The sequence below is a fragment of the Rhizobium sp. AAP116 genome (genome assembly GCF_001295785.1).
Classification (GTDB): Bacteria; Pseudomonadota; Alphaproteobacteria; order Rhizobiales; family Rhizobiaceae; genus Allorhizobium.
Map to the genome: position 1 here is coordinate 129,362 of NZ_LJIB01000025.1, position 23,971 is coordinate 153,332.

The 23,971-nt window shown below is 61.1% G+C and carries 25 protein-coding genes; 15 read left to right on the plus strand and 10 right to left on the minus strand.

Translation table 11 applies throughout. The features are described 5' to 3' along the window. Positions 1–136: 136 nt before the first annotated feature. The 3 genes from IP85_RS14180 to IP85_RS14190 all read left to right on the plus strand — a co-directional run bounded on the left by IP85_RS14180 (position 137) and on the right by IP85_RS14190 (position 3,468). A complete protein-coding gene (locus tag IP85_RS14180) occupies positions 137–1,330 on the plus strand; it encodes an MFS transporter (protein ID WP_054150330.1) in 1,194 nt (397 codons plus the stop codon). Positions 1,331–1,460: 130 nt separating this feature from the next. Beyond that, on the plus strand, positions 1,461–2,726 hold the full coding sequence (ispG, locus tag IP85_RS14185; RefSeq protein WP_054150331.1) for a flavodoxin-dependent (E)-4-hydroxy-3-methylbut-2-enyl-diphosphate synthase: 1,266 nt from the start codon (positions 1,461–1,463) through the stop codon (positions 2,724–2,726). 76 nt (positions 2,727–2,802) lie between these two features. Beyond that, the gene (locus tag IP85_RS14190) at positions 2,803–3,468 is read left to right on the plus strand and encodes an OmpA family protein (RefSeq protein ID WP_054150332.1); all 666 of its coding nucleotides are present in this window, start codon (positions 2,803–2,805) and stop codon (positions 3,466–3,468) included. A gap of 56 nt (positions 3,469–3,524) precedes the next feature. Here IP85_RS14190 and IP85_RS14195 read toward each other — a convergent pair whose 3' ends face one another. The 3 genes from IP85_RS14195 to IP85_RS14205 form a co-directional block, all read right to left on the minus strand. Further along, a complete protein-coding gene (locus IP85_RS14195) occupies positions 3,525–4,157 on the minus strand; it encodes a LysE family translocator (protein WP_054150434.1) in 633 nt (210 codons plus the stop codon). Positions 4,158–4,219: 62 nt separating this feature from the next. Then, on the minus strand, positions 4,220–5,275 hold the full coding sequence (hisC, locus tag IP85_RS14200; RefSeq protein ID WP_054150333.1) for a histidinol-phosphate transaminase: 1,056 nt from the start codon (positions 5,273–5,275) through the stop codon (positions 4,220–4,222). A gap of 1 nt (position 5,276) precedes the next feature. Beyond that, positions 5,277–6,191: a polyprenyl synthetase family protein gene (locus tag IP85_RS14205; protein ID WP_054150334.1), complete on the minus strand. Its 915-nt coding sequence runs from the start codon at positions 6,189–6,191 to the stop codon at positions 5,277–5,279. Positions 6,192–6,404: 213 nt separating this feature from the next. Here IP85_RS14205 and mtgA point away from each other — a divergent pair, with 213 nt between their 5' ends. The 4 genes from mtgA to IP85_RS14225 all read left to right on the plus strand — a co-directional run bounded on the left by mtgA (position 6,405) and on the right by IP85_RS14225 (position 8,661). Next, positions 6,405–7,070: a monofunctional biosynthetic peptidoglycan transglycosylase gene (gene mtgA, locus IP85_RS14210; RefSeq protein ID WP_245280874.1), complete on the plus strand. Its 666-nt coding sequence runs from the start codon at positions 6,405–6,407 to the stop codon at positions 7,068–7,070. A gap of 72 nt (positions 7,071–7,142) precedes the next feature. Further along, a complete protein-coding gene (locus IP85_RS14215; RefSeq protein ID WP_054150336.1) occupies positions 7,143–7,790 on the plus strand; it encodes a glutathione S-transferase family protein in 648 nt (215 codons plus the stop codon). A 156-nt stretch (positions 7,791–7,946) separates the two neighbouring features. Then, a complete protein-coding gene (rpmF, locus tag IP85_RS14220; protein WP_006724402.1) occupies positions 7,947–8,132 on the plus strand; it encodes a 50S ribosomal protein L32 in 186 nt (61 codons plus the stop codon). A gap of 133 nt (positions 8,133–8,265) precedes the next feature. Continuing rightward, a complete protein-coding gene (locus IP85_RS14225) occupies positions 8,266–8,661 on the plus strand; it encodes a hypothetical protein (RefSeq protein ID WP_054150337.1) in 396 nt (131 codons plus the stop codon). Positions 8,662–8,700: 39 nt separating this feature from the next. Here IP85_RS14225 and phaR read toward each other — a convergent pair whose 3' ends face one another. Next, a complete protein-coding gene (gene phaR, locus IP85_RS14230) occupies positions 8,701–9,279 on the minus strand; it encodes a polyhydroxyalkanoate synthesis repressor PhaR (RefSeq protein WP_054150338.1) in 579 nt (192 codons plus the stop codon). Between the two features lie 224 nt (positions 9,280–9,503). Here phaR and IP85_RS14235 point away from each other — a divergent pair, with 224 nt between their 5' ends. From IP85_RS14235 to IP85_RS14245, 3 genes are all read left to right on the plus strand, one after another. Beyond that, the gene (locus tag IP85_RS14235; RefSeq protein ID WP_054150339.1) at positions 9,504–10,685 is read left to right on the plus strand and encodes an acetyl-CoA C-acetyltransferase; all 1,182 of its coding nucleotides are present in this window, start codon (positions 9,504–9,506) and stop codon (positions 10,683–10,685) included. Between the two features lie 148 nt (positions 10,686–10,833). After that, complete coding sequence (locus tag IP85_RS14240; protein WP_054150340.1) at positions 10,834–11,559, plus strand: beta-ketoacyl-ACP reductase; 726 nt, start codon at positions 10,834–10,836, stop codon at positions 11,557–11,559. A 65-nt stretch (positions 11,560–11,624) separates the two neighbouring features. Then, positions 11,625–11,978 carry a hypothetical protein gene (locus IP85_RS14245; protein WP_054150341.1) on the plus strand — a complete coding sequence of 118 codons (354 nt, stop codon included), beginning with the start codon at positions 11,625–11,627 and terminating at the stop codon, positions 11,976–11,978. Between the two features lie 210 nt (positions 11,979–12,188). On the opposite strand, the gene IP85_RS14250 is transcribed toward IP85_RS14245, so the two are convergent. Genes IP85_RS14250 through IP85_RS14255 form a run of 3 tightly spaced genes read right to left on the minus strand, consistent with a single transcriptional unit; the run spans position 12,189 to position 13,646 of the window. After that, positions 12,189–12,443: a glycine zipper domain-containing protein gene (locus IP85_RS14250; RefSeq protein WP_054150342.1), complete on the minus strand. Its 255-nt coding sequence runs from the start codon at positions 12,441–12,443 to the stop codon at positions 12,189–12,191. Positions 12,444–12,484: 41 nt separating this feature from the next. Then, on the minus strand, positions 12,485–12,637 hold the full coding sequence (locus IP85_RS21985; protein WP_076396891.1) for a DUF3309 family protein: 153 nt from the start codon (positions 12,635–12,637) through the stop codon (positions 12,485–12,487). Further along, on the minus strand, positions 12,570–13,646 hold the full coding sequence (locus IP85_RS14255; protein WP_054150343.1) for an alpha/beta hydrolase: 1,077 nt from the start codon (positions 13,644–13,646) through the stop codon (positions 12,570–12,572). The genes IP85_RS21985 and IP85_RS14255 overlap by 68 nt, the downstream gene beginning before the upstream one ends. Positions 13,647–14,000: 354 nt before the next feature. Here IP85_RS14255 and IP85_RS14260 point away from each other — a divergent pair, with 354 nt between their 5' ends. The 4 genes from IP85_RS14260 (at position 14,001) to IP85_RS14275 (ending at position 18,936) form a co-directional block, all read left to right on the plus strand. Continuing rightward, positions 14,001–17,039, plus strand: coding sequence for a helicase-related protein (locus tag IP85_RS14260; RefSeq protein ID WP_054150344.1), 3,039 nt, complete (start codon positions 14,001–14,003; stop codon positions 17,037–17,039). Then, entirely contained in the window at positions 17,039–17,449 is a 411-nt protein-coding gene (locus IP85_RS14265; RefSeq protein WP_054150345.1) for an RNA-binding S4 domain-containing protein, read from the plus strand. Before IP85_RS14260 ends, IP85_RS14265 begins: the two co-directional genes overlap by 1 nt. 192 nt (positions 17,450–17,641) lie before the next feature. Beyond that, the gene (fdxA, locus tag IP85_RS14270) at positions 17,642–17,980 is read left to right on the plus strand and encodes a ferredoxin FdxA (protein ID WP_054150346.1); all 339 of its coding nucleotides are present in this window, start codon (positions 17,642–17,644) and stop codon (positions 17,978–17,980) included. A 383-nt stretch (positions 17,981–18,363) separates the two neighbouring features. Continuing rightward, complete coding sequence (locus IP85_RS14275) at positions 18,364–18,936, plus strand: CarD family transcriptional regulator (RefSeq protein WP_054150347.1); 573 nt, start codon at positions 18,364–18,366, stop codon at positions 18,934–18,936. A gap of 137 nt (positions 18,937–19,073) precedes the next feature. Here the strand turns inward: IP85_RS14275 and IP85_RS14280 are convergent, their stop codons facing one another. The 3 genes from IP85_RS14280 to IP85_RS14290 all read right to left on the minus strand — a co-directional run bounded on the left by IP85_RS14280 (position 19,074) and on the right by IP85_RS14290 (position 23,244). After that, a complete protein-coding gene (locus IP85_RS14280) occupies positions 19,074–19,811 on the minus strand; it encodes a Bax inhibitor-1/YccA family protein (RefSeq protein ID WP_054150348.1) in 738 nt (245 codons plus the stop codon). A gap of 176 nt (positions 19,812–19,987) precedes the next feature. Next, the gene (locus IP85_RS14285) at positions 19,988–22,534 is read right to left on the minus strand and encodes an ABC transporter permease (protein ID WP_054150349.1); all 2,547 of its coding nucleotides are present in this window, start codon (positions 22,532–22,534) and stop codon (positions 19,988–19,990) included. Continuing rightward, the gene (locus tag IP85_RS14290; RefSeq protein ID WP_150127478.1) at positions 22,531–23,244 is read right to left on the minus strand and encodes an ABC transporter ATP-binding protein; all 714 of its coding nucleotides are present in this window, start codon (positions 23,242–23,244) and stop codon (positions 22,531–22,533) included. Before IP85_RS14290 ends, IP85_RS14285 begins: the two co-directional genes overlap by 4 nt. 74 nt (positions 23,245–23,318) lie before the next feature. On the opposite strand from IP85_RS14290, the gene IP85_RS14295 reads away from it, so the two are divergent. Then, positions 23,319–23,966, plus strand: coding sequence for an arylesterase (locus IP85_RS14295; protein WP_054150351.1), 648 nt, complete (start codon positions 23,319–23,321; stop codon positions 23,964–23,966). Positions 23,967–23,971 lie beyond the last annotated feature (5 nt).

Genomic DNA, 23,971 nt, shown 5'->3' on the forward strand with positions numbered 1-23,971 from the left:
GCTCGTCCCTGTCAATCCCCGTTCAGAACTCCCGACAATGTTGTCATGCGAAACAAAAATTTACAGTTGGGACGCGCGGGACATGTTGTCGTTTAAATCGATTTAATTACAGTGCGCCCGACTATGGGAGCAGGACATGAATGACATAGCCCACACCATCACTTCGCCGGCCGAACCAGCGCCGATCGTCACCAGGGAGAGGGCCGCTGTCGCCCTGCTTTTCTTCCTGAATGGCCTCGTCATCGGAGCCTGGGCGCCGAAAATTCCGTTCTTCTCAGAGGCGCTCGGCTTGTCTGAGCTGATGCTCGGTGTCATGATCTTCGTCTTCGGCGTCGGTTCTCTGGTGCTGATGCCGATCGCCGGCATGCAGATCGCCCGCTATGGCTCGCGGCGGGTCGTGGAGGTGACCACGCTCCTGTTCATCCCGACCATCGTGCTCGTCACGCTGGTCGACAATATCTGGACCGGTGCCGTTGCGATCTTCCTGTTCGGTGGCCTGACTGGGGCCATGGATGTGGCGATGAATGCCAATGCCGTTGCGGTCGAGCGCAACATGCGCCGTTCGATCATGTCCTCCTGTCACGCTTTCTGGAGCCTTGGTGGGCTCTGCGGTGCGGCGACCGGCGGTTTTCTGATTGCCTCGCTTGGTGTCACCGGTCACGTGCTGCTTCTGGCAGCCGTCTGCATCGTTCTCTTTCTTGTCGCCCGCCCGATGATCCTCTCGGACGCGCCGCATCCGAGTGACGAGCCGGCCAAGGCCAAGCTGCCGATGACGCCGCTGCCCTGGCTGATCGGCACGATCGCGCTGTTCTGCATGATCCCTGAGGGCACCGTGCTTGACTGGAGCGCGCTCTACCTGCGCAACGAGCTGAATGCTTCGACCGAGATGTCGGGCTTCGCCTTCGCGGCCTTCTCCCTCACCATGGCGGTCTGCCGCTTTGCGGGCGATTTCATCCGTGACCGCTTCGGTGCCGTGAATACACTGCGCTTCTGCGGTGTGGCTGCGATCATCGGGCTTGTCATGGCGGGCCAGTCTTCCAGCGTGACCTTTGCGCTTATCGGCTTTGCCATCACCGGAATCGGGATCTCGAACATGGTGCCGATCGCGTTTTCGGCGGGCGGCAACATTCCGGGGCTTGCACCCGGTGTTGGCCTCTCGGTCGTCACCACCATGGGCTATTCCGGCATCCTCTTTGCGCCATCGCTGATCGGGTTTGTGGCCGAGCACACGTCGCTGTCGAGTGTCTACACAGCGATCCCAGCGCTGCTGATCGTGGTTCTGGCTCTCTCCAGGCTCGCGCGTCATGCGGACCGGGCGACAGGTCACTGAAAGATGTGGGGACGTCGCTTTGGACAGACTTGCGCACGCGGGCATGTGAACGCGTAAAGGCGTCTTTCAGTTGACAAGCGATCGGCTTTGATCCACCTCCATGGCGATTGAGGCTTGCAGAGAAACAGCCATGACCGCACCCCTGATCCCGCCCGCCGATGCCTTTGACCCCAAACCGCGCCGTTCGTCGGTCGCGGTGGAAGTGGGTGGCGTCATCATCGGTGGTGGAGCTCCTGTCGTCGTTCAGTCGATGACCAATACCGATACCGCAGATGTCGATGCGACCGTTGCCCAGGTTGCTGCCCTCTACAAGGCAGGCTCCGAGGTCGTCCGCATCACCGTCGACCGTGACGAGAGTGCCGCTGCCGTTCCAAAAATCCGCGAGCGCCTGCTCCGGCTCGGCATGGACGTGCCGCTGATCGGCGATTTTCATTACATCGGCCACAAGCTGCTCGCCGATCACCCGGCCTGCGCCGAGGCGCTCGCCAAGTATCGCATCAATCCCGGCAATGTCGGCTTCAAGGACAAGAAGGACAAGCAGTTCGCCGAGATCGTCGAGATGGCGATCCGTTACGACAAGCCTGTCCGCATTGGGGTCAACTGGGGTTCGCTCGATCAGGAGCTCTTGACCCGGCTTATGGACGAGAACGCGGCCAATGGTTCGCCGCTTTCGGCGCGCCAGGTGACGCGTGAGGCGATCGTGCAATCCGCGCTCCTGTCGGCCGAGCTTGCCGAAGAGATTGGCTTGCCCCGTAACCGCATCATTCTCTCGGCCAAGGTCAGCCAGGTGCAGGACCTGATCGCCGTCTATTCGATGCTCGCCGAGCGCTCGAACCATGCTCTGCATTTGGGGCTTACCGAGGCCGGCATGGGCTCGAAGGGCATCGTCGCCTCGTCCGCGGCCATGGGCTACGTGCTGCAGCATGGTATCGGTGATACGGTTCGCGTGTCGCTCACCCCGGAACCGAATGGTGATCGGACCCGTGAAGTCCAGGTTGCCCAGGAACTGCTGCAAGTCATGGGCTTCCGTCAGTTCGTGCCTGTTGTCGCGGCCTGTCCGGGTTGCGGTCGCACGACCTCGACCGTCTTCCAGGAGCTCGCTCAGAAAATCCAGGACGACCTGCGCAAGAACATGCCGGTCTGGCGTGAAAAGTATCCGGGTGTCGAGGGCCTGAACGTTGCGGTCATGGGCTGCATCGTCAATGGTCCTGGCGAAAGCAAGCATGCCGATATCGGCATCTCGCTTCCGGGCACCGGTGAAAACCCGGCGGCTCCCGTGTTCATCGACGGCGAGAAGGCGATGACCCTGCGCGGCCCGAACATCGCAGCCGATTTCGAGGCGCTGGTGGCAGACTATATCGAGAAGCGATACGGTCAGAAGTCGGCGGCTGAGTGAGCTTGCTGGCCAACTTTTTGTTGCCGCAATTTCACGGTTGACGGATTATCAGCCGAATCCTGGAGGGACACCGAGCATGATCAAGAAGTTCGCCATTCTCGCGCTGTGCGCGACCTATCTGAGTGCCTGCACCACGACCGACCCCTATACGGGGCAGCAGAAGGTGTCCAACACGGCGGGCGGCGCGGCGCTGGGCGCTGCCGTTGGCGCGCTCGGTGGCCTCGCTGTCGGCGGTTCGCCGGAAGGCCGCCGCAACGCAGCCCTCATCGGTGCCGGTATCGGTGCGCTGGCGGGTGGTGCCATTGGCAATTACATGGACCAGCAGGAAGCCGAACTGCGCGCCCAGCTGCAGGGAACCGGGATCTCGGTCACCCGCGTCGGCGATCGCATCATCCTGAACATGCCGTCGAACATCACGTTCAACACCGATCAGGATGCGGTCATGCCGCAGTTCTACCCGACCCTGAACTCGGTTGCGATCGTGCTGCGCAAGTTCGACCGGACGCTGATCGATATCAACGGTCACACCGATTCGACCGGCAGCCAGGCCTATAACCAGGGTCTGTCCGAGCGCCGCGCCATGTCGGTTGCCGGCTATCTCAACAGCCAGGGCGTCGACCCGCGTCGTGTTTCGGCTGTCGGCTTCGGCCCGAACCAGCCGATTGCATCCAACGCGACACCGGACGGCCGTGCGCAGAACCGTCGCGTGGAAATCCAGATCTCGCCGCTGACCCAGGGCTGATCTGCGATCCAAACACTTGCAAGAGGCGCCGCAACCCATGCGGCGCCTTTTTCGTTTCAGCGGAAGGTCAGCATCTTCACGCCTGCGGTCGCGAACAGGACCGCGAGCGTTCCATCGATGTAGCGACGCGCCGCGCGGTAGATGCGCAGTGCCCCGGGCGTCGAGAACAGCAATGCGTAGCCCATGAAGACAATGAAGCCGGTCACAAGGCAGCCGCAGACGATGATCGCAACGGCAACCGGTGTGGCATTGGCCGGCAGGCCGAGGGAGATGATGGCAAGCCAGGCAAAGATCGCCTTGGGGTTCGTCAGGTGGATCGCATAGCCCATCAGAAAAGTGCGTTTCAGGCTCGAAGCGGCCTTGGTCAGGGAAAGCGGGTCAATGCTGCTCGCGGCGGAGCGGAAGGCGCGCCAGGCGAGGTAAAGCAGGTAGAGCCCGCCGAGGATGCGCATCAGGATCAGTGCCTGTGCATATTGCGACAGGATGGCGGCCAACCCCAATGATGCTGCGATTGCCCAAGTCATGGACCCGCAAAAGATGCCTGCCGCAATCGTCAGGCCATGCCTCCGTCCCTGGCCAAGTGAGGCGGAAGCGATCGCCATGGTGGCCGGGCCGGGGCTCAAGACCGCCACGAGGTAGACGAGATAGGCGGTCACGACCTGAGGCCAGTGTTGCAGGATTTCAGTCACAGGCACGCTCCGGTTCTCACTAAAGTTGCAGGAGCGTAGCGCTTTCCGACGCGGACGACACGTCAGATGATTTGATCGATCGCGTCCATAAACTGATGGCATTCCTCTGTCGTGCCGATGGTCACGCGGAGGAAGTCCGAAATGCGCGGCTTGTTGAAGTGGCGAACGAGGACCGCTCGCTCACGCAGACCTTTTTGCAGATCGGCACCCTGATGCGCCGGATGGCGGGCGAAGACGAAGTTGGTCGACGACGGCAGGACCTCGAAGCCACGGGCCTCGAGCGCCGTTGTCACCATATCGCGGTTGGCGATGATCTTGCCGCGGGCCTCATCGAACCAGGCTTCGTCCTCGATCGCGGCCTTGGCGGCGGCCTGGGCGAGCATGTCGACGGGATAGGAGTTGAAGCTGTCCTTCATCCGCTCCAGCGCCTCGATCAGCGGCCGCTGGCCGAGCGCAAAGCCGACCCGCAGGCCTGCGAGCGAGCGGGATTTCGAGAAGGTCTGGACAACGAGCAAGTTCTCGTAGCGCGGAATCAGCGAAGCTGCCGTCTCTGCGCCGAAATCGATATAGGCCTCGTCGATCACCACGACCTGATCAGGGTGCGAGGCGACCAGCTTTTCGATCTCAGACAGCGGGAGAGCGATGCCGGTCGGGGCGTTGGGATTGGCAAGGATGATTGCACCGCAAGGGCGGTCGTAATCGCCGATACGCACGCGCAGGCCCTCGTCCAGCGGGATCTCCTCGACCTTGACCTCAAAGAGACGGGCATAGGTCTTGTAGAAGCTGTAGGTGATGTCGGGATGGAGGAGCGGCGCGTCGTGCTTCAGCAGGCCTGCGAAGGTGAAGGCCAGCACTTCATCAGAGCCGTTGCCGACGAAAACCTCGTCCATGGTCAGGTCGAAGCGCTTCGCGATGGCCTCGCGCAGGGCCGTGGACGCCGGATCGGGATAAAGGCGCAGACGCTCACCGGAAGTGGCTGCGATCGCGTCCAGCACCTTTTGCGAGGGCCCGTAGGGGCTCTCATTGGTGTTGAGCTTGACCAGACCCGGGATCTTCGGCTGTTCGCCGGCGACATAGGGTTCCAGTGCGTGGACGGCGGACGACCAGAAACGGCTCATGCTATTTCTTCCTGTAGGCGATGAAATGGGCGGCTTCCTTGAGCGGCTCGGCCTGTTCGCCGTAGGGCTCAAGCAGTGCGTTGGCTTCTGCGACCAGCCGGTCGAGTTCGGCGCGGGCCCAGTCGGTGCCCTTGAGGCCGACCAGCGTCGCCTTGCCCTTGGCCGCGTCCTTGCCTGTTGCCTTGCCAAGGGTGGCGGCATCCGAGGTAATGTCGAGCAGATCGTCGGCCAGCTGGAAGGCGCGGCCGATGATTTCGCCAAAGCGGCGCAGGCGATCGCGGTCTTCCGCCAGGCGACCGGCGATGATGGCGCCTGCCTCACAGGCAAACCGCAGTAGCGCGCCCGTCTTCATGGCCTGCAGCGTCACGATGCCTGCTTCGTCGGGCTGATCCGTCTCGGCAGCGAGATCAAGCATCTGGCCACCAGCCATGCCGCCGATTCCGGCTGCTCGTGAGAGCTCGAGGACCAGGGCGAGTTTGGCTGTGTCGGGCAGGGGTGTTTCCGGTGAAGCGATGATGTCGAAGGCGTAGGTCAGCAGACCGTCACCGGCGAGGATCGCGGTTGCTTCGTCATACTGTCTGTGAACCGTCGGCTTGCCGCGGCGCAGGTCGTCGTCGTCCATGGCGGGCAGATCGTCATGGACGAGCGAATAGCTATGCAGGCATTCGAGCGCACAGCCGACCTGAAGCGCTGCCTCTTCGCTTCCGCCGAAAAGGCGTGCCGCCTGCATCACCAGATAAGGCCGAAGGCGCTTGCCGCCGTTCAGGGCGCCGTAATGCATGGCCTCGATCAGCCGCCGGGGGCGAGCGACTTCCGCCGAACGCGGCGTCGCGTCCAGCAGGATGTCCAGCCTCGCCTCGACGAGTGTGGCGTGGGCGTTCAGGCTTTTTTCAAAGGCATCGGCGCTTTTGGTCATTCCGGCTATTTGGCACGCTACCCCTGGTCAGGCAACGGGAAATTGAGCCGGGGAAAGAGGCGGAAGCGCGCACCCAGACTGGTCATTTGCCAAGAGGGCGGCTATGAGGGGCCATCATCGATCACGGACCCCACTTCATTGACACTGGAAGTCGAGGCATTGGAGCAAGACGAGAAGTTTGCGCCCGAGAAGAAGCGGCGGCGTCGGCCCCGGATCGTCCGGGCCGTGCTCATTGCACTCTTCATCTTCCTCGCCGCGCCCTACCTCCTCATTCTGCTCTACCGGCTGGATTTCGTCCGGCCTGTCTCGACGCTGATGCTGGCGGATCTCGCCACCTTGCAGGGCTATGATCGTCGCTGGGTGGACTTCGAGGATATCTCCCCGAATGTCGTTCGCGCCGTCATGATGTCCGAGGATGGCCAGTACTGCAATCACGGCGGGGTGGACTGGGCCCAGCTACAGTCCGTGATCGACGACGCAATGGCGGGTGAGGCGACGCGCGGCGCCAGCACGATCCCCATGCAGACCGCGAAAAACCTTTTCCTCTGGAACGGGCGCTCTTTCATTCGCAAGGGCCTCGAACTGCCCCTGGCGCTGGTGCTGGATGCTGCCTGGCCGAAGGAGCGGACGATGGAGATTTATCTCAATATCGCCGAGTGGGGTCCGGGTATCTACGGCATCGAAGCGGCTGCGCAGCATCACTTCAAGACGTCGGCCGCGAAGCTCAGTCGCCAGCAGGCGGCCCTTCTCGCCGTCTCCCTCCCAAATCCGATCGATCGTGTCGCGAGCAAGCCGGGGCCGGGTCTGAGGCGTCTGGCCGGGGTCGTCGATCGTCGTGCGCGCGCCTCGGGTGACTACATCACCTGTCTTTATGGCTGAGATCAGAAGCTTTCGTTGGTCGAAACCACTCCCACGCGTCTAGGATCGGTTCTCGACAACGCGGAGCGCGCCATGGACGACTTGATCCTCTATATCGCCAACAAGAACTATTCCTCCTGGTCGTTTCGACCCTGGATCGCGATGACGGCCGCCGGTATACCATTTCGCGAAGAACTGATCCCCTTCGGACCGGGTGCCACGCATCCTCAGTTCCGTGAGCTTTCGCCGACGGGCAAGGTGCCTGTGCTGCATCACGGCTCTGTCCGTGTCTGGGAATCGCTCGCCATCATCGAATATGTCGCCGAGCTCTATCCCTATGCCGGGCTCTGGCCTGCGGATCGGGAGAGCCGCTCGCTGGCCCGCTCCATCTCGATGGAAATGCTGTCCGGGTTCCGGGTCTTGCGTGGCGCTTGCCCGATGAACCTGCGGCGGCCCGTCAAGGCGATCTCGTTGCCCGAGGGGGTGGCGGCCGATGTCGCCCGCATCGAGACGATCTGGCGGGAGATGCGGAAACGGTCGGGCGGGCCCTTCCTGTTCGGCGCCTTTTCCGCGGCGGATGCCATGTTCGCGCCTGTCGTGAATCGCTTTGCAGCCTACGATCTGGTAGGAGATGCAGAGACGACCGCCTATATGGATGCCATGCGAGCGCATCCGGCCTGGCGTAGCTGGGAGACGGCGGCACTTGCTGAACCCTGGATCGTGCCCGAAGACGAGGCCTGAGCGGGCCTCGGTTAGATTCGAAAAAAGTGGCCCGGGGTCTGGTCAAACCGACTTCGGGCATGTATAAGCCCGCCAAATTCCGAGTTCGAGACGTGTTCTGTCCGGTCTCATCGAGGCCGAATAAACCCGTCTTGCCCGTCACGTGGAGTAACGAAAATGGCTGTACCAAAAAGAAAAACAAGCCCGTCCAAGCGCGGTATGCGCCGCTCTGCTGACGCGCTGAAGGCATCGACTTATGTCGAAGACAAGAACTCCGGCGAACTGCGCCGCCCGCACCATATCGATCTGAAGACCGGTATGTATCGCGGCCGTCAGGTTCTGACGCCGAAGGAAAGCGCATAATTCCTGCGCTTTGACTGACTAGTTTGAATGGCCGGCGCTTGCGCCGGCCTTTTCATTTGTCATTTGGCATAGTTAAATTGCGCCGCGCCCGCCGCGGAGCCGGACGGGATCGCAGTGCAAGGAAGGATTCCGCATGCTGATTGCCGTGCCGCTGATGATCGTTCCCTTCATCTTCTACAACGCCGTGATGCTCGGAAGCGGGATTGCCGCCTTCTCGACAGTGATCATGACCGTGCCGATGCTGTCGGGTGCCGTCTGGACGATGACGCTCGGCGATCTCGTCATCCTGTCGGCGCTGATCGCCCTGTTTTTCGAGGTGTTGAAAGCGACGCTGAGTACCCGGGGGTCGCTGATGAACCACATGTTTTCCATGGTGGTCTTTATCGGCTTTCTCGTCGAATTCCTGCTCGTGCGCGACGCAGCAACGCAGCTGTTCTTCAGCCTGATGGTCATCGCCTTCATCGATGTCGTTGCAGGCTTCACGATCTCCAATCGGGCCGCCGGACGGGACGTCTCGATCGGGCTCTGATCCCCAATATGAAAAAGGCCCCTTCCGGGGCCTCGCTCTTCAAAGATTGTCGAGTTTGTTCTGCAGGGAGCGCAACTGCTCCTTCAACTCGTCGATATCCTTGGCTTCCGCCTTCTTGGTTTCCTTGGCTGGCTGCTGGCCACCGAGGAAGGGCGAGAACATCTGCATGGCCTGCTGGAACATATCGGTGTTGCGTTTGACCTGCTCCTCCATCAGCTGGATCGGCATCTGCAGGTTCTTGGACAGTGGATGGTCACCGAAGGCCTTGGTCATCTGCTCGCGCATCTGGGTCTGCTGTTCGGTGAAGGCTTTCATCGAATGCTCGAGGAAGCTCGGGACGACCATCTGCATCTGATCGCCATAGTAGCTGATGAGCTGGCGCAGGAAGGAGATCGGCAGCAAGGTATTGCCGGTCTTGGATTCCTGTTCGAAGATGATCTGGGTCAGGACGGAATGCGTGATGTCGTCACCGGACTTGGCATCCTGCACAACGAAATCCTCGCCCTTCTTGACCATCTTGGCGAGGTCCTCAAGGGTGACGTAGGTGCTGGTCCCGGTATTGTAGAGGCGTCGATTGGCGTACTTCTTGATAACGATTTCGCCATCGGCTTTGGCCATTTCTGTCTCCTAACCCGTCGTTTTTCGATTGTTTTTGCTCTTCCCGAAGTCAAGTGTAAGCGCAAATTCAGTCCGGTGACAATCTCTTTGTGCGATGCAGGATCGGCATTTGACGAAAGACAGGAAAGCGCAACCAAAGAACGAGAATGTCGGGCTTATCTTGTTTGACACCGGCGGCAGTCTTTGTCAGTTTCTCCTCAATCACAAAACCCGAGGAGACCTCCATGAGCACCCCGTCCATCGTTATCGCGAGCGCTGCCAGAACCCCGGTCGGATCTTTCAACGGGGCGTTGTCATCCGTCGCAGCGCATGATCTCGGCGCCATCGCCATCAAGGCCGTGCTGGAGCGCGCCGGCGTGGAGGCGGGTGAAGTCGACGAAGTCATTCTCGGGCAGATCCTTACCGCAGGGCAGGGTCAGAACCCGGCTCGCCAGGCAGCGATGAAGGCCGGTATTCCGCAGGAGGCGACAGCCTGGGGTCTCAATCAGCTCTGCGGTTCCGGCTTGCGTGCCGTCGCCATCGGCATGCAGCAGATCGCGACAGGCGACGCGAGGATCATCATTGCCGGCGGGCAGGAATCGATGTCGATGGCGCCGCACTGCGCGCACCTGCGCAACGGCACAAAAATGGGCGACCTGAAGATGGTCGACACCATGATCAAGGACGGCCTTACCGATGCCTTCTACGGATATCACATGGGCACGACCGCGGAAAATGTTGCCCGGCAGTGGCAGCTGACCCGTGACGAACAGGACGCCTTTGCGGTCGCTTCGCAGAACAAGGCGGAGGCCGCCCAGGTTGCCGGCCGTTTCAAGGACGAAATCGTTCCTGTCATCGTGCCCGGCCGCAAGGGCGACGTCACTGTCGATCAGGATGAGTACATCCGCATCGGTGCGACGCTCGAAAGCATGCAGAAGCTGAAACCCGCCTTCGACAAGGAAGGCACGGTCACCGCCGGCAACGCATCCGGTATCAATGATGGTGCGGCGGTCGCCCTGCTGATGACCGAGGCCGAGGCTTCGCGTCGTGGTATCGCGCCGCTCGCCCGTGTCGTCTCTTGGGCAACCGCAGGTGTCGATCCGAAGATCATGGGCACTGGCCCAATCCCGGCTTCGCGCAAGGCGCTTGAGAAGGCCGGCTGGAAGATTTCCGATCTCGACCTCGTTGAAGCCAACGAAGCCTTTGCCGCACAGGCCTGCGCCGTGAACAAGGATCTCGGCTGGGATACCTCGATCGTGAACGTCAATGGTGGCGCAATCGCGATCGGCCATCCGGTCGGCGCGTCCGGCGCCCGCATTCTCAACACGCTGCTGTTCGAGATGAAGCGTCGCGGCGCCAAGAAGGGCCTCGCCACGCTGTGCATCGGCGGTGGCATGGGTGTTGCCATGTGCCTCGAGGCATTCTGATCCGGCCTCTTCGAATGGCGGCCGTTCGCCCTTGACCCGACGAATTTCCATCCCGGCTCTTGGCCGGGATGGGCAAGTCATGCCGTTGCGACGGGAACGCGACGGTGATCCAGATGGGAACCCATAGAAGAAGAACGGGGAGGACAGCATGAGCAGAGTGGCTTTGGTAACCGGTGGCACGCGCGGCATTGGTGCTGCGATTTCGGTCGCCTTGAAGAATGCAGGCTACAAGGTCGCGGCGAACTTCGCCGGCAATGAAGAGAAGGCCAAGGCCTTCGAAGCCGAGACCGGCATTCCCGTGTTTAAATGGGATGTCTCCAATTACCAGGCCTGCGTCGACGGTATCGCTGCGGTTGAGGCTGCACTCGGTCCGGTGGAGGTGCTCGTCAACAATGCCGGCATCACCCGCGACGCGATGTTCCACAAGATGACGCCTGAGCAGTGGGGCGAGGTGATCAACACCAATCTCACCGGTCTCTTTAACATGACCCACCCGGTCTGGACCGGCATGCGTGACCGCAGCTTCGGTCGTGTCATCAACATCTCCTCGATCAACGGCCAGAAGGGCCAGATGGGGCAGGCCAACTATTCTGCGGCGAAGGCCGGCGATCTCGGTTTCACCAAGGCGCTCGCCCAGGAAGGAGCCGCCAAGGGCATCACCGTCAATGCCATCTGCCCGGGCTATATCGGGACTGAGATGGTGCGCGCCATCCCGGAAAAGGTGTTGAACGAGCGGATCATTCCACAGATCCCGGTCGGTCGTCTCGGCGAGCCCGAAGAAATCGCCCGTTGTGTCGTGTTCCTTGCCTCCGACGATGCAGGCTTCATCACCGGATCGACGATTTCCGCGAATGGTGGGCAGTTTTTCGTCTGAATTACGATGAGGTTTCGACTTCAAGGCCGGCCTTGCGCCGGCCTTGTTCGTTCCTGGGAAGCGCCATGATCCAATCGGCCGTCGATATCGCGCAATTTGCCGAGCGCCTGACAAAAGCTTGGTCGCGTGAGACCTCCAGCCTTTGGTCATCGGACAATCCGGCAAGGGGCCAGTGTGGTGTCACCAGCCTTGTTGTTCAGGACCTGTTTGGCGGCCAGATCTTAAAGACGCCCCTTCAGCAGGGGCCGCACTTCTACAACCTGATTGCCGGTCGCCGCTTCGACTTCACGACAGTCCAGTTCGCTGAGCCGATCGACTACGAGGATCTGCCCTCGGACCTGGAAGAAGCGATGTCCGATACTAATGCGGTACAGTATCGCGCCTTGCGCGGAAGGCTCGGACTTCCCGTTAATGATTGAACTCAGCAGCTGCGTGCGAAATTCTTAATATCCACCGCTGCATATGGTTAACTGATTGTTATTCCACCATATATAGCAGTGAACAAACCGGGAAGACCAATGAGTCCGCGATTCGTCGTCTATTCGTTCCGGCTTTGGTCGACAGGTTAATGCAGGGCACGAAAAAGCCGCCGAACCCTGGGGATCGGCGGCTTTTGTGCAATATGCCTGTTAGCGGCAGCGTGCTTCGTAGGTCTCGCCGTAGCGGTTGCGGTAGACGCAGTAGCCGCGGCGTTCCTGCGAATTGCCGATAAGGGCGCCAGCAACGCCACCTACGCCTGCACCGATGGCTGCGCCACGAACATTGCCGGTCGCCACACCACCGATGACGGCGCCGGAAGCTGCGCCGATGCCGGCACCACGTTCGGTCGCCGTGCAGCCGGCGAGAGGTGCGATCAATGCGAGTGCCAGAAGGGTCTTTTTCATCGTCCTATACCTTTTCTCGTCGAGTTGGAGTTCAGTTCAGGTCAAATGCGACCCATCAACATCAGGATGATGAGGATGAGCAGTACGAGCCCCAGTCCCCCCGACGGACCGTAGCCCCAGCCGCGGCTATAGCCCCAGCTTGGCAGAGCGCCGACAAGAAGCAGAATTAGAATGACGATAAGGATGGTACTCATTTGGACCCTCTCCTGAGCCTGGATGAAAAACAGTTTGTTGTGCCGTCTGAACGCGAGCCGAGACGGTTTGTTCCGTTCGGCGAAGACGTAGACCCATCAGACGGAACAGATCAGCTGCGGGCTTCCCGGCTTGCGAGGTCATGTGGCGCGGCCGCTTCTCCTCGATCGTGGCCATGCCATCGACGAAAGCGCTGATGACCCCTGCCGTCAGGGTCTGGTGCTCGACCATCGGCAGATGACCGCAATTTCTCAGAAGAACCGTCTGCACCTGGGGCAAGAGCTTCGATACCCGTAACTGATGCGCCGAAGGAACGATGGCGTCCTCGGCTCCGACGATATTGAGCACCGGCCGCCGGATCTCGGATAGATCGCCGACCAGGCTTGTTGCCGACATGAAGCGAATGCAGGCTGCGATGTCCTCGGGCCGGGCTTGCTGCAACTGCAACCGCACTTCTTCCATGGCCGCCACGGCGCGTTCGTTTTGCCAGGGACAACCTTTGTCGAAGACGCATTCTATCGATCCCCAGCGGAATTGCTCGCTGGTGGAGATCCAGCGCCGGAAGAACTGGCGAAACAGGAGAGGGCCAATGCGTGGTACTCGCAACAACTTGGCTGGAAGTCGTTCCTGGCCTTCGAAACGACCGCAGGCAAAGGCGCCGATCAGAACGATGGACTTCACGAGTTCCGGGTAATGCCGGGCGATCAGGAGAGACACGAAGCCGCCGGTCGAATGGCCGATCAGCGTCACCGGCCTGCCGCCGAAGTCTCGCTGGATCGCTTCGGCGTAGGCGGAAGCGACGGCTTCGGGCGTTATCGCCTGGCCTGGCTCCGTTAGTTTCCAGGGATGATGTCCTGGCAGGGCGTAAGCGGCACTGCGCGCCCTTCGCACGACGTCTGGGGAATAGGTGCGCCAGAAGGACGGGGCCATGACCATGCCGTGAATCAGGACAAAGTCCTGCGGCAGGTCGTTAGCTCCAATCCATTCGGCAGGCGGCGGGGACAGTGTCATCAGGTTTCACCTCGGCGGCGCAACGTGAAGCTGTTCGCAATTGTTCCATCTCCGTGTCGTCGTCTCTCGGTGCAGCTCCTTGAGGTCCAGCGTTAACGTAATCCCGCTGCGCTCCTGATTGCGGCTCAAGAACAAAGCCTGAATCTGCCGGAGTCATCGATTCGTCGCTGATTCGTTCTCAGCCTGTTCCGGGTGTGCAAGGCTCTGATCGGACTCAGCTTTCTGCCGAATTCTGGGATGAATGCATCAAGCGCCTTGCCTTTACCCTCCTTCGTCGCCATGTGTTGGCCGAGGGTGCCGGTGTGCGGAAAAGCGCGGTCCCGACTAGCGGAGCGGTCTTTGAATACGCAACCCATGATCCTGAGTGGCCGCGGCGTCAGTGCTGTGCTGGGGCCAACCAATACCGGCAAGACCCATTTTGCCATCGAACGCATGGTCGCGCACGGGTCGGGCATCATTGGTCTGCCGCTGAGATTGCTTGCCCGTGAGGTCTACACGCGCGTGGTCGAGCGTGTCGGTGCACAAAACGTTGCACTCGTGACCGGTGAGGAGAAAATCAGCCCGCCGAAAGCGCGCTTCTCCGTTTGCACGGTCGAGGCGATGCCGCGCGAAACCAAGGCGGCCTTCGTTGCCATCGACGAGATTCAGCTCGCGGGCGATCTGGAGCGCGGGCATATCTTCACCGATCGTCTGCTGCATCTGAGGGGGCGCGAGGAAACCCTGCTTCTCGGTTCGGCGACGATGAAGTCGATCCTCATTCAGCTCTTGCCCGGGATCACCATCGTCGAACGACCCCGCCTGTCGCAGCTTTTCTATGCAGGCCAGAAGAAGATCACACGTCTGCCGCAGCGGACAGCCATCGTCGCGTTTTCCGCGGAAGAAGTTTATGCGATTGCCGAGCTGATCCGCCGCCAACGGGGCGGGGCGGCTGTCGTGTTGGGTGCGCTCAGCCCACGGACGCGCAATGCCCAGGTCGGTCTCTACCAGGAAGGCGATGTCGAATACCTCGTGGCGACCGATGCCATCGGCATGGGTCTCAACCTCGACGTCGACCATGTCGCCTTTGCGCAGGATCGAAAGTTCGACGGCTATCAGTTTCGCAACCTCAATCCGGGCGAGCTTGGCCAGATCGCGGGTCGTGCCGGGCGTCACATCAAGGATGGCACGTTCGGTGTGACCGGACGGGTGGCTCCCTTCGATGAAGAGCTGGTCGACCGGCTGCAAACGCATCAATTCGATTCCGTCAAAGTTTTGCAATGGCGGACTGAAAAATTCGATTTCTCGTCGATTGCTGGCCTGCAGAGAAGCCTCGATGCGGTGCCGCGTGTCGAAGGATTGACGCGCGCGCTGCCGGCGACGGATCAGCAGGCGCTGGAGTATCTTTCGCGCTATCCCGAGATCGCCGACATCACCAATCGACCCGAGCGGGTGGAAAAACTCTGGGAAGCCTGCGCGCTGCCCGACTATCGGCGCATTACGCCTGCACAGCATGCTGATCTGATTCAGAGTCTGTATTTTGATTTGGTCAGGCGGGGCACCGTCAACGAGGACTTTCTCGCCGAGCAGGTGCGCCGAGCCGATCGCACCGACGGCGAAATCGATACGCTGTCGGCGCGGATCGCGCAGATCAGAACGTGGACTTATGTGTCGAACCGGCCCGGCTGGCTTGCCGATCCGACACACTGGCAAGAAAAGACGCGGGAAATCGAAGACCGATTGTCCGATGCGTTACATGAACGGTTGACGAAACGCTTTGTTGATCGCAGGACATCTGTGCTCATGAAGCGCTTGAGAGAGAATGCGATGTTGGAAGCTGAAATCAGTGTGAACGGCGATGTCTTCGTGGAAGGCCATGCCATGGGACAACTTGCGGGGTTCCGGTTCACGCCGATCTCCGGCATGGAGGGCCCGGACGCGAAGGCCGTTCAGGCGGCCGCCTACAAGGCGCTAGCGCTGGAATTCGAGGCGCGCGCGGCGCGCCTGCACGCTTCCGGCAATAATGATCTTGCCATCGGCTCGGACGGTCTCGTTCGCTGGCTGGGCGATCCGGTTGCGCGTCTGATCGGGACGGACCACATCCTGCATCCCCGTGTCATCCTGCTGGCCGATGAACAGCTGACCGGCATGGCCCGGGATCACGTTGCCGCCCGCATCGAACGTTTCGTCAATCACCATATCTCGACGGTCCTGAAGCCGCTCGACGATCTGTCGCGCGCCGAAGACCTGCAGGGCCTTGCCAAGGGTCTGGCCTTCCAGCTGGTCGAAAACCTGGGCGTTCTGTTCCGCCGTGATGTCGCAGATGACGTCAAGACCCTAGATCAGGATGGCCGCGCATCGATGCGCCGTTATGGTGTGCGCTTCGGTGCCTACCACATCTTCATGCCGGCCCTTCTCAAGCCGGCGCCGGCAGAACTTATCACGCTCCTTTGGGCGCTGAAACATGACGGTCTGGACAAGCCGGGTTACGGCGATCTGATCCCGGTATTGGCTGCCGGCCGCACCTCCGTCGTCACCGATCCGAGCTATGAGCGCATGTTCTACAAGCTCGCCGGCTTCCGGTTCCTCGGCAAGCGTGCAGTGCGTATCGACATCCTCGAGCGTCTCGCCGACCTCATTCGTCCGCTCCTGCAGTGGAAGCCGGGTTCGCCGGCGCGTCCGGACGGTGCATATGATGGTCGTCGCTTCACCACGACGACTGCCATGCTGTCGATCCTCGGTGCGACCCCTGATGATATGGAAGAGATCCTGAAGGGTCTCGGCTACCGTGCGGATAGCGTTTCTGCCGAAGAAGCGGCCGCGTTCCTTGCGGCGCATAGTGGCTCGGCCCCCACGGAGGCCGCAGCTGCCGAAAAGAGCGAAGACGACAGCGTCGACGATGCCGATCAGGCTGGTGAAACGGCAAGCGAAGGCGAAGCCCCTGCGGCCGTTGCCGAAGAGCAGCCCGCGGCAGCAGCGGAAGATGTCGCCTCGGCGGAGCAATCTGCTGAAGCCACCGAGCCGAAGCCGGTACTCCTCTGGCGTCCAGGTGGCCGCAGCGACAACCAGCGTGGGACGGGCCGCCCCGGCGGCGATCGTCGTCCGCAGGGTCAGCGCAACCAGGCGCCACGTGAAGGCGGCGAGGCTGGTGGCGAGAAGCGTGGCGAAGGTCGCCGTGACGATCGGCGCTCGGACAATCGTGGCGAGCGTCGTGACGACAATCGCGGCAAGTTTGCCGGCAAGGGCGACCGCCAGGATCGTGGCGACCGCAAGGACCGTGGTCCGCGGCCGGAGCGCGACAACAACAAGTCGCAGCCAGCACGCTTCGAGGCGAAGCCACCGCGCAAGGAGAAGCCGCTCGATCCGGATTCGCCCTTCGCCAAACTCGCGGCTCTCAAGGAACAGCTGAAGAAGTAATGGACGACAAGCAGCCACCAAGCGGTTCGCGCCAGCGCATCGACAAGTGGCTGTTCTTCGCCCGTGTGGCAAAGTCACGCAGCCTCGCGCAAGAGCGGGTGGCTGCGGGCCATGTCAGCGTAAATGGGCAGAAGGTTCGTCAACCCAGTCATCAGCTCAAGGTCGGCGACCGTCTTGATATCGCCATGCCCGAGCGTGACCTGGTGCTGGTCGTGAAGTTGCCGGGTGAGAGGCGTGGTCCCTACCAGGAAGCGAGGCTCCTCTATGAGGATCTCACGCCGCCGCCCGAGAAGAAGCCCTTCAGTCCATCCGAGCCGGGCGTCCGAGCCCCAGGCGCGGGCCGGCCGACCAAGAAGGAGCGACGGGCGCTGGATGATCTGCGCGGCGAGCCGGATTGGTCTGCTGATTAGAAAATTTCTACAAAGGCGCCCGAATTGAGGGTGTTTATCCTTGCCTTGGCAGGGATTCCGCATTAGCTCACTTGCCGTCCGACAGAAATTTCCGGTAGGGCGCGGGCCGTTCCAAACGGGGTAGTATTCCCGTCAGAACCACCCACGTTCGTCTTTCTCCTGCCGTTCGAGAACGCCATCCTGGAGTGCCGCATGACCTATATCGTCACCGATAACTGCATTCGCTGCAAATACACCGATTGTGTCGAGGTCTGCCCTGTCGATTGCTTCTATGAGGGCGAAAACTTCCTCGTCATTCACCCGGACGAGTGCATCGATTGCGGCGTGTGCGAGCCGGAATGTCCTGCCGAGGCGATCAAGCCCGACACGGAGCCGGGGCTGGACAAATGGCTGAAGATCAATGCGGAATACGCAAAGATCTGGCCGAACATCACGGTCAAGAAGGAACCGATGCCGGAAGCCAAGGAAATGGATGGCGTCGATGGCAAGTTCGAGCAGTTCTTCTCGGACAAGCCGGGCTCCGGCGACTGAGGCCTTTCGGCGCGGCGTCGTGAGATGGAAGCCTGCCCAAAATTCCATCACTTGGCTGCGGATTCGCCGTTGCGTGCGCCATGATTGTGGCGCACTGCACTAAAATATTGATTTCCTCGTCTTTTTGTGATAGCGTCTCGGAACTGTTCCACTTTGCGGCATAGCTATGCCCTGAACCATCACGAAAGCAAACTCACTACCGCGCGATATACGTGACATCGGCGACACTTTTGTGTCGTGTCTCAGTCGCGACGAGGGTGGCGTTTGATTGTGTCGCGGACTGGATCAGGATGACAAGTCTCGCAACCTTGTCGTCTCATCCGGGCCTGACCGACCCGGCGCCGGCATCACGCCGGGAGCAAAACAGGGAGTATTTGAATAGAATGACGACCCAGCAGAAGAAGACTTCCTCGGCACGCCACGGCTTCAAGACCGGCGAGTCGATCGTATACCCGGCCCATGGCGTGGGTACCATCACCACCATCGAAGAGCAAGAAGTCGCCGGCATGAAGCTCGAGCTTTTTGTCATCGATTTCGAAAAGGACAAGATGCGTCTGAAGGTTCCGGTTGCCAAGGCCGTGAGCATCGGAATGCGCAAGCTGTCCGAGACAGATTTTGTCGATCGCGCGCTGAAGGTGGTTCAGGGCAAGGCTCGCGTGAAGCGTACCATGTGGTCGCGTCGCGCTCAGGAATATGATGCCAAGATCAATTCCGGTGACCTGATCTCCATCGCTGAAGTCGTTCGCGACCTCTATCGTGCCGAGAACCAGCCGGAGCAGTCCTACTCCGAGCGTCAGCTCTATGAAGCTGCTCTCGATCGCATGGCACGTGAAATCGCTGCCGTGAACAAGATGTCCGAGACGGAGGCCGTTCGCCTTGTCGAGGTCAACCTTGCCAAGGGTCCCAAGCGCGGCAAGACGATCGAAGAAGACGATACACAGGAAGAAGCGGCGTAAACCGCTTCGACTTTTGGTCATGAAAAAACCTCCGGCGAAATCCGGAGGTTTTTTTGTGCCTGCCGTCGGCCGAAGTCGATTGCCAGGCAAAGAAAAACCCCGCCGAAGCGGGGTTTCCCAGAGCCTGCCTTTAACCGTCAGTTCCGGTTTCCAAGGAAACGCAGGAGGAACAGGAAGAGGTTGATGAAGTCGAGGTAGAGACGCAGAGCGCCCATGATGGCGTTGCGGCCAGCCATCTCGCTCGAATTGCTCTCGTGATAGGACTCCTTGATCGACTGCGTGTCATAGGCGGTGAGACCGGCAAAGATCAGTACGCCGATCACTGAGATCGCGAAGTCGAGGGCCGAGGAGGCCATGAACAGGTTGACCAGCGAGGCGATGATCAGGCCGAAGAGACCCATCATCAGGAACGAGCCCATGGCCGACAGGTCACGCTTGGTGGTGTAGCCATAGAGCGACAGGGCACCGAACGAGGCGGCCGTGACGAAGAAGGTCTGCACGATGCTTGCGCCCGTGTAGATCAGGAAGATCGACGACAGCGACAGGCCCATCATTGCGGCATAGACCCAGAAGGTCGTCTGCGCGGCTGCGACGCTCATCTTGTGGATCCTGAAGCTCAGGAAGAAGACCATGGCGACCGGTGCCAGGATGACCACCCACTTCAGCGGGCTCAGGAAGATCGCCTGGCCGAAAGCCGTGAGTTCGCCGCCGGAAACCGCCAACTGAAAGGTTGCAAAGGCTGCGATACCGGTGATGGCGAGGCCCAATGCCATCAGGTTGTAGACCTTCAGCATATAGGCGCGCAGACCTTCGTCGATCATCGTGGCCGACTGGGTCTGACCCTGACGGCTCTGATAGTTGCGAAGTTCGGACATGTTTTCCTCTCTCAAAGCTTCGATATTGGACAGCAGAGCCCGGATGGCTCCCGCGCCGCTGCGAAGCCCAGCATGCGTGCTTTCAATATGAGAGGTTCCCCCGTCCACGACAAGGGCCACAATCTTAAATCGCGGTAATACTGCGGGCGGCGGGGTCTTGCCCGCCGCATCCGACCTTAAAGCTCGCGAAGGACAGGGGCTGCCTTCTGACCGAGGATGCGCCAGGTTCCGGCCAGACCGATACCGATCGTGACCACCAGCGCGATCACGAGGGTCATCGCTGCGACATCGGGCAGGAAGTTGGACGGCAGCTTCATGATCTGGCTGAGCACGAACCAGGCGATCCCGCCACCGGCTACGAGCGCAAAGAGCGCCGTGGCCGCGCCAAGCAGCATGTATTCGTAGGTGAAGGCGCGGATCAGCATGGCGCGGGTCGCCCCCAGCGTCTTCAGGATGACTGCATCATGGGTGCGTGCCCGGTTGCCGGCTGCCAGTGCACCCGACAGAACCAGGACGGACGCAATCAGCGCGATGGCAGCGGCCGCACGGATCGCCGTTGCCAGCTGTCCGACGAGGCGATCGACGACATCGAGGGCGTCCTTCACCCTGACGGTCGTGATTGTCGGGAACTGTTGTGTGACCGAGCGCAGGATCGAGGCTTCCTCCGCGGAGGTCGCGTCCTGGTCGATCAGCGTCGCCAGCCAGGCATGAGGGGCGCCGGCGAAGGTGTTCGGCGAGAACACCATGACGAAATTCATCGACAGGCTTTCCCATTCGACGGTGCGGAAATTGGCGATCTTCGCCGTGATGTTGCGGCCGAGGACATTGATGGTGATCGTGTCGCCAATCTTCAGGCCGAGCTCGCGCCCTTCCTGCTCTGCAAAGGAGACGAGCGGCTCCCCGGTGTAGCCGTCCGCCCACCATTCACCCTCGGTGACGGTGCTGTTTTCCGGTATGTTCTTCGCATAGGTCAGACCACGGTCGCCGCGCAAAACCCAGCGGCCTTCCGGCGGCACCTCGACCTTGGCGACATCGGTGCCGTTGAGCTCGACGATACGGCCGCGCAACATCGGTACCTCGATCAGCTTGCCTTCGGGTGCCATGCCTTCGACGAGATTGCGGAAGCCGTCAATCTCACCGCTCTGGATGTCGACGAAGAAGAAGTTCGGTGCCCGCTCCGGCAGGTTGCCGGTCAGCTCACGTCGCAGGTTGCCATCGATCAGCGCGAGCGCCACGAGCAGGCTGAGGCCAAGGCCGAGCGACAGTGTGACTGCAGGGGTCAGGGCGCCGGGGCGGTGGATATTGCCGACGGCAAGCCTCAAGGCTGCGGAATGGATCGGAGGGCTGCGCTTCGCAAGCCAGGCGATGCCCATGGCAACCACACGGAGCAGCACGAAGCCTGCCGCCATGGCGGCCAGGAAGATCGTCGCGATCCGCCGTTGCTCCGAGGTGAAGATGGCAAGCGCCGCCAGGGCGCCGAGCGCCAACGCCATGGCAAGCAGGTATGGCCAGGACGGAAGGCCCGAAGCTTCGAAGCCCTGCTCGCGGAACAGGGCCGTCGCCGGCACCTTGCGGGCATGGCCAAGCGGCAGGATGGCAAAGGCAAAGGTGACCAGCATGCCGAAGACGGCCGCCAGAAGAAGTGCGCGCGGATAAAGTGTTGCTTCGGCGGAGATCGGCAGGATGCCGGAGAGATAATTTGCGACGATTGGTGGGGCGATTGCACCGAGCACGAGGCCGGCGAGGATACCCACGGATGCCACCAGAGTGATCTGGATCAGGTAGACCATGACAACGACCGAGGCCGGTGCGCCGACGCATTTCAGAGTGGCGATGACGGTTCGTTTGGAATCGAGGAAGGCGCGAACGGCATTGGCGACGCCGACCCCGCCGACCACAAGCGCCGTGAGGCCGACCAGAGTCAGGAACTGCGAGAAGCGCTCGACATTCTCCGTCAGGGCGGGAGCCGCCCGATCACTGCTGCGGATCGACCATCCTGCCGTCGGATGCTCGGCTTGAGCGCGCTCGCGAATGGCATCTGCCGTCGGTGCGGGCTCGTTATAGCGGATTTTGTAGGCGTGTTCGACGAGGCTGCCGGTCGCCACTAGGCCGCTTGTGAAGAGGCCTTCGCGGCTGGTCAGGAAGCGCGGGGCAAAGCCGAAACCGTCAGAGATCGAATCTGGCTCTGTGACGATCGTGCCGTTGATCCGGAACCGAGCATTGCCGACGAGCAATTCGTCGCCGACCTTCATGTTCATGCGTTCAAGCAGAAGAGGGGCGACAACCGCGCCATAGGCGCCATTGTCCGCAACGAGCAATTCGGAAAGCGGCTGGTCAGGGGCGGCGATCAGTCTGCCATAGAGCGGATAGGCTTCATCAACCGCCTTGATTTCGACCAGTGACTGATCCGATCCGTCCGGCAGGCGGGCCATGGAGCGCAGATTGGTGGTGACGGAGACCGTGCCGAAGCCTTCGAGGAATGCCAGTTCGTCCGAGGTCGCCTCGCGATTGTCGAGTTCGAAACGAACGTCGCCAGCCAGAAGCGTCCGTCCTTCCGAGGAGATGGCATTGGTGATTGCTGTCGATACGGAGTTCACGGCTGCGATCGCACCGGTTCCCAGCGCAATGCAGGCGAGGAAGATGTAGAAGCCACTTAGGCCGCCACGCAGTTCGCGCAGGGCGATACGGAAGGCAATGGACAGACGCGTGCCGAAGGATGTCATGCGGACACCGAAGCGAGACGGGTCTGCTCGGTTCGGCTGTCTCCGGCGATGCGGCCGGATGCCACCTTGATCTGCCGGGTGCAGCGGGCGGCAAGCGCCGTATCGTGGGTGACGAGGATCAGTGTCATGCCGCGTTCCTGCTGCTTGGAAAACAGAAGGTCAGCGATCTGGCGGCCGGTCTCTGTGTCGAGATTGCCGGTCGGCTCATCGGCGATTAGGACAGCGGGAGACGGCGCGAGCGCTCGGGCGATCGCCACGCGCTGCTGTTCACCACCGGAGAGCTGGCCCGGATAATGGCTAAGGCGCTCCCCGAGGCCGACGGACTCCAGTTCCTTGCGTGCTATGTCGAAGGCGCCCTTCACATTGGCGAGTTCCAGGGGAACTGCGACGTTCTCGAGCGCCGTCATGTTGGCGATCAGATGGAAGGACTGGAAGACGATGCCGATGTTCTTGCCGCGGAAATCGGCGAGCCGGTCTTCACTCAGGGTGTGAAGCGGCGTGTTGCGAACGTGGATCTCGCCGCTGTCGAGGCGTTCGAGGCCGGCCAGCACCATCAGAAGCGTCGACTTGCCGGAGCCGGATGGCCCGACGATGCCCACGGCTTCACTTTCAGCGATCGAAAGATCGATGCTCTTCAAGACGTGAACGGATGCTGCGGCGTTGCCAAGGGTGAGATCGGCGCTTTTCAGTTCGATGATGCTGTTTCTCACACTCATCCATCCTATATCTGCGGGACTGAAGCTTCGCCGCACTGCGGCATTCTTGCCAATCTAGGGAAGCCACCATGACATTTAAAGCAGTGCTCCTTCATTTCGCCGTGATCCTGCTGGCCACCTTTGCCGGTCCGCGGATTGCTGCGGCCGAACCGCTCCAGCTAGTGGGCCTCGGTGACAGCCTGATGGCAGGCTATCAATTGCCACAGGAAGACGCTTTGCCGGCCCAGCTGCAGCGCGAGCTTGTGGCCAAGGGACATGACGTCGTGATCAGCAATGCCGGCGTTTCTGGCGATACGACCTCCGGCGGTCTTTCTCGCGTCGACTGGTCGGTGCCGGAGGGGACCGACGGCGTCATCCTCGAACTGGGCGCCAACGACGCACTGCGCGGTATTCCGCCGGAGCAGACCGAGAAGAACCTGGAGCAGATCATTATCCGGCTGAAAGAGCGGGATATCCCGATCCTGCTCGTGGGTATGCTGGCGCCGCCGAATATGGGTGATGACTACGGCAAGAGGTTCAATGCGATCTATCCACGGCTTGCCGAAAAACATGGTCTGCCGCTCTACCCCTTCGTGCTCGACGGCGTGATCACCGAACGCAGCCTGCTGCTCGAGGACGGGATGCACCCGAACACGGAAGGCCTGAAGCTTATGGCAGAACGCATCCTGCCTCTCGCCGAATCTTGGGTGGCAGGCATCAAGGGGCAGTCAAACTAAACGCT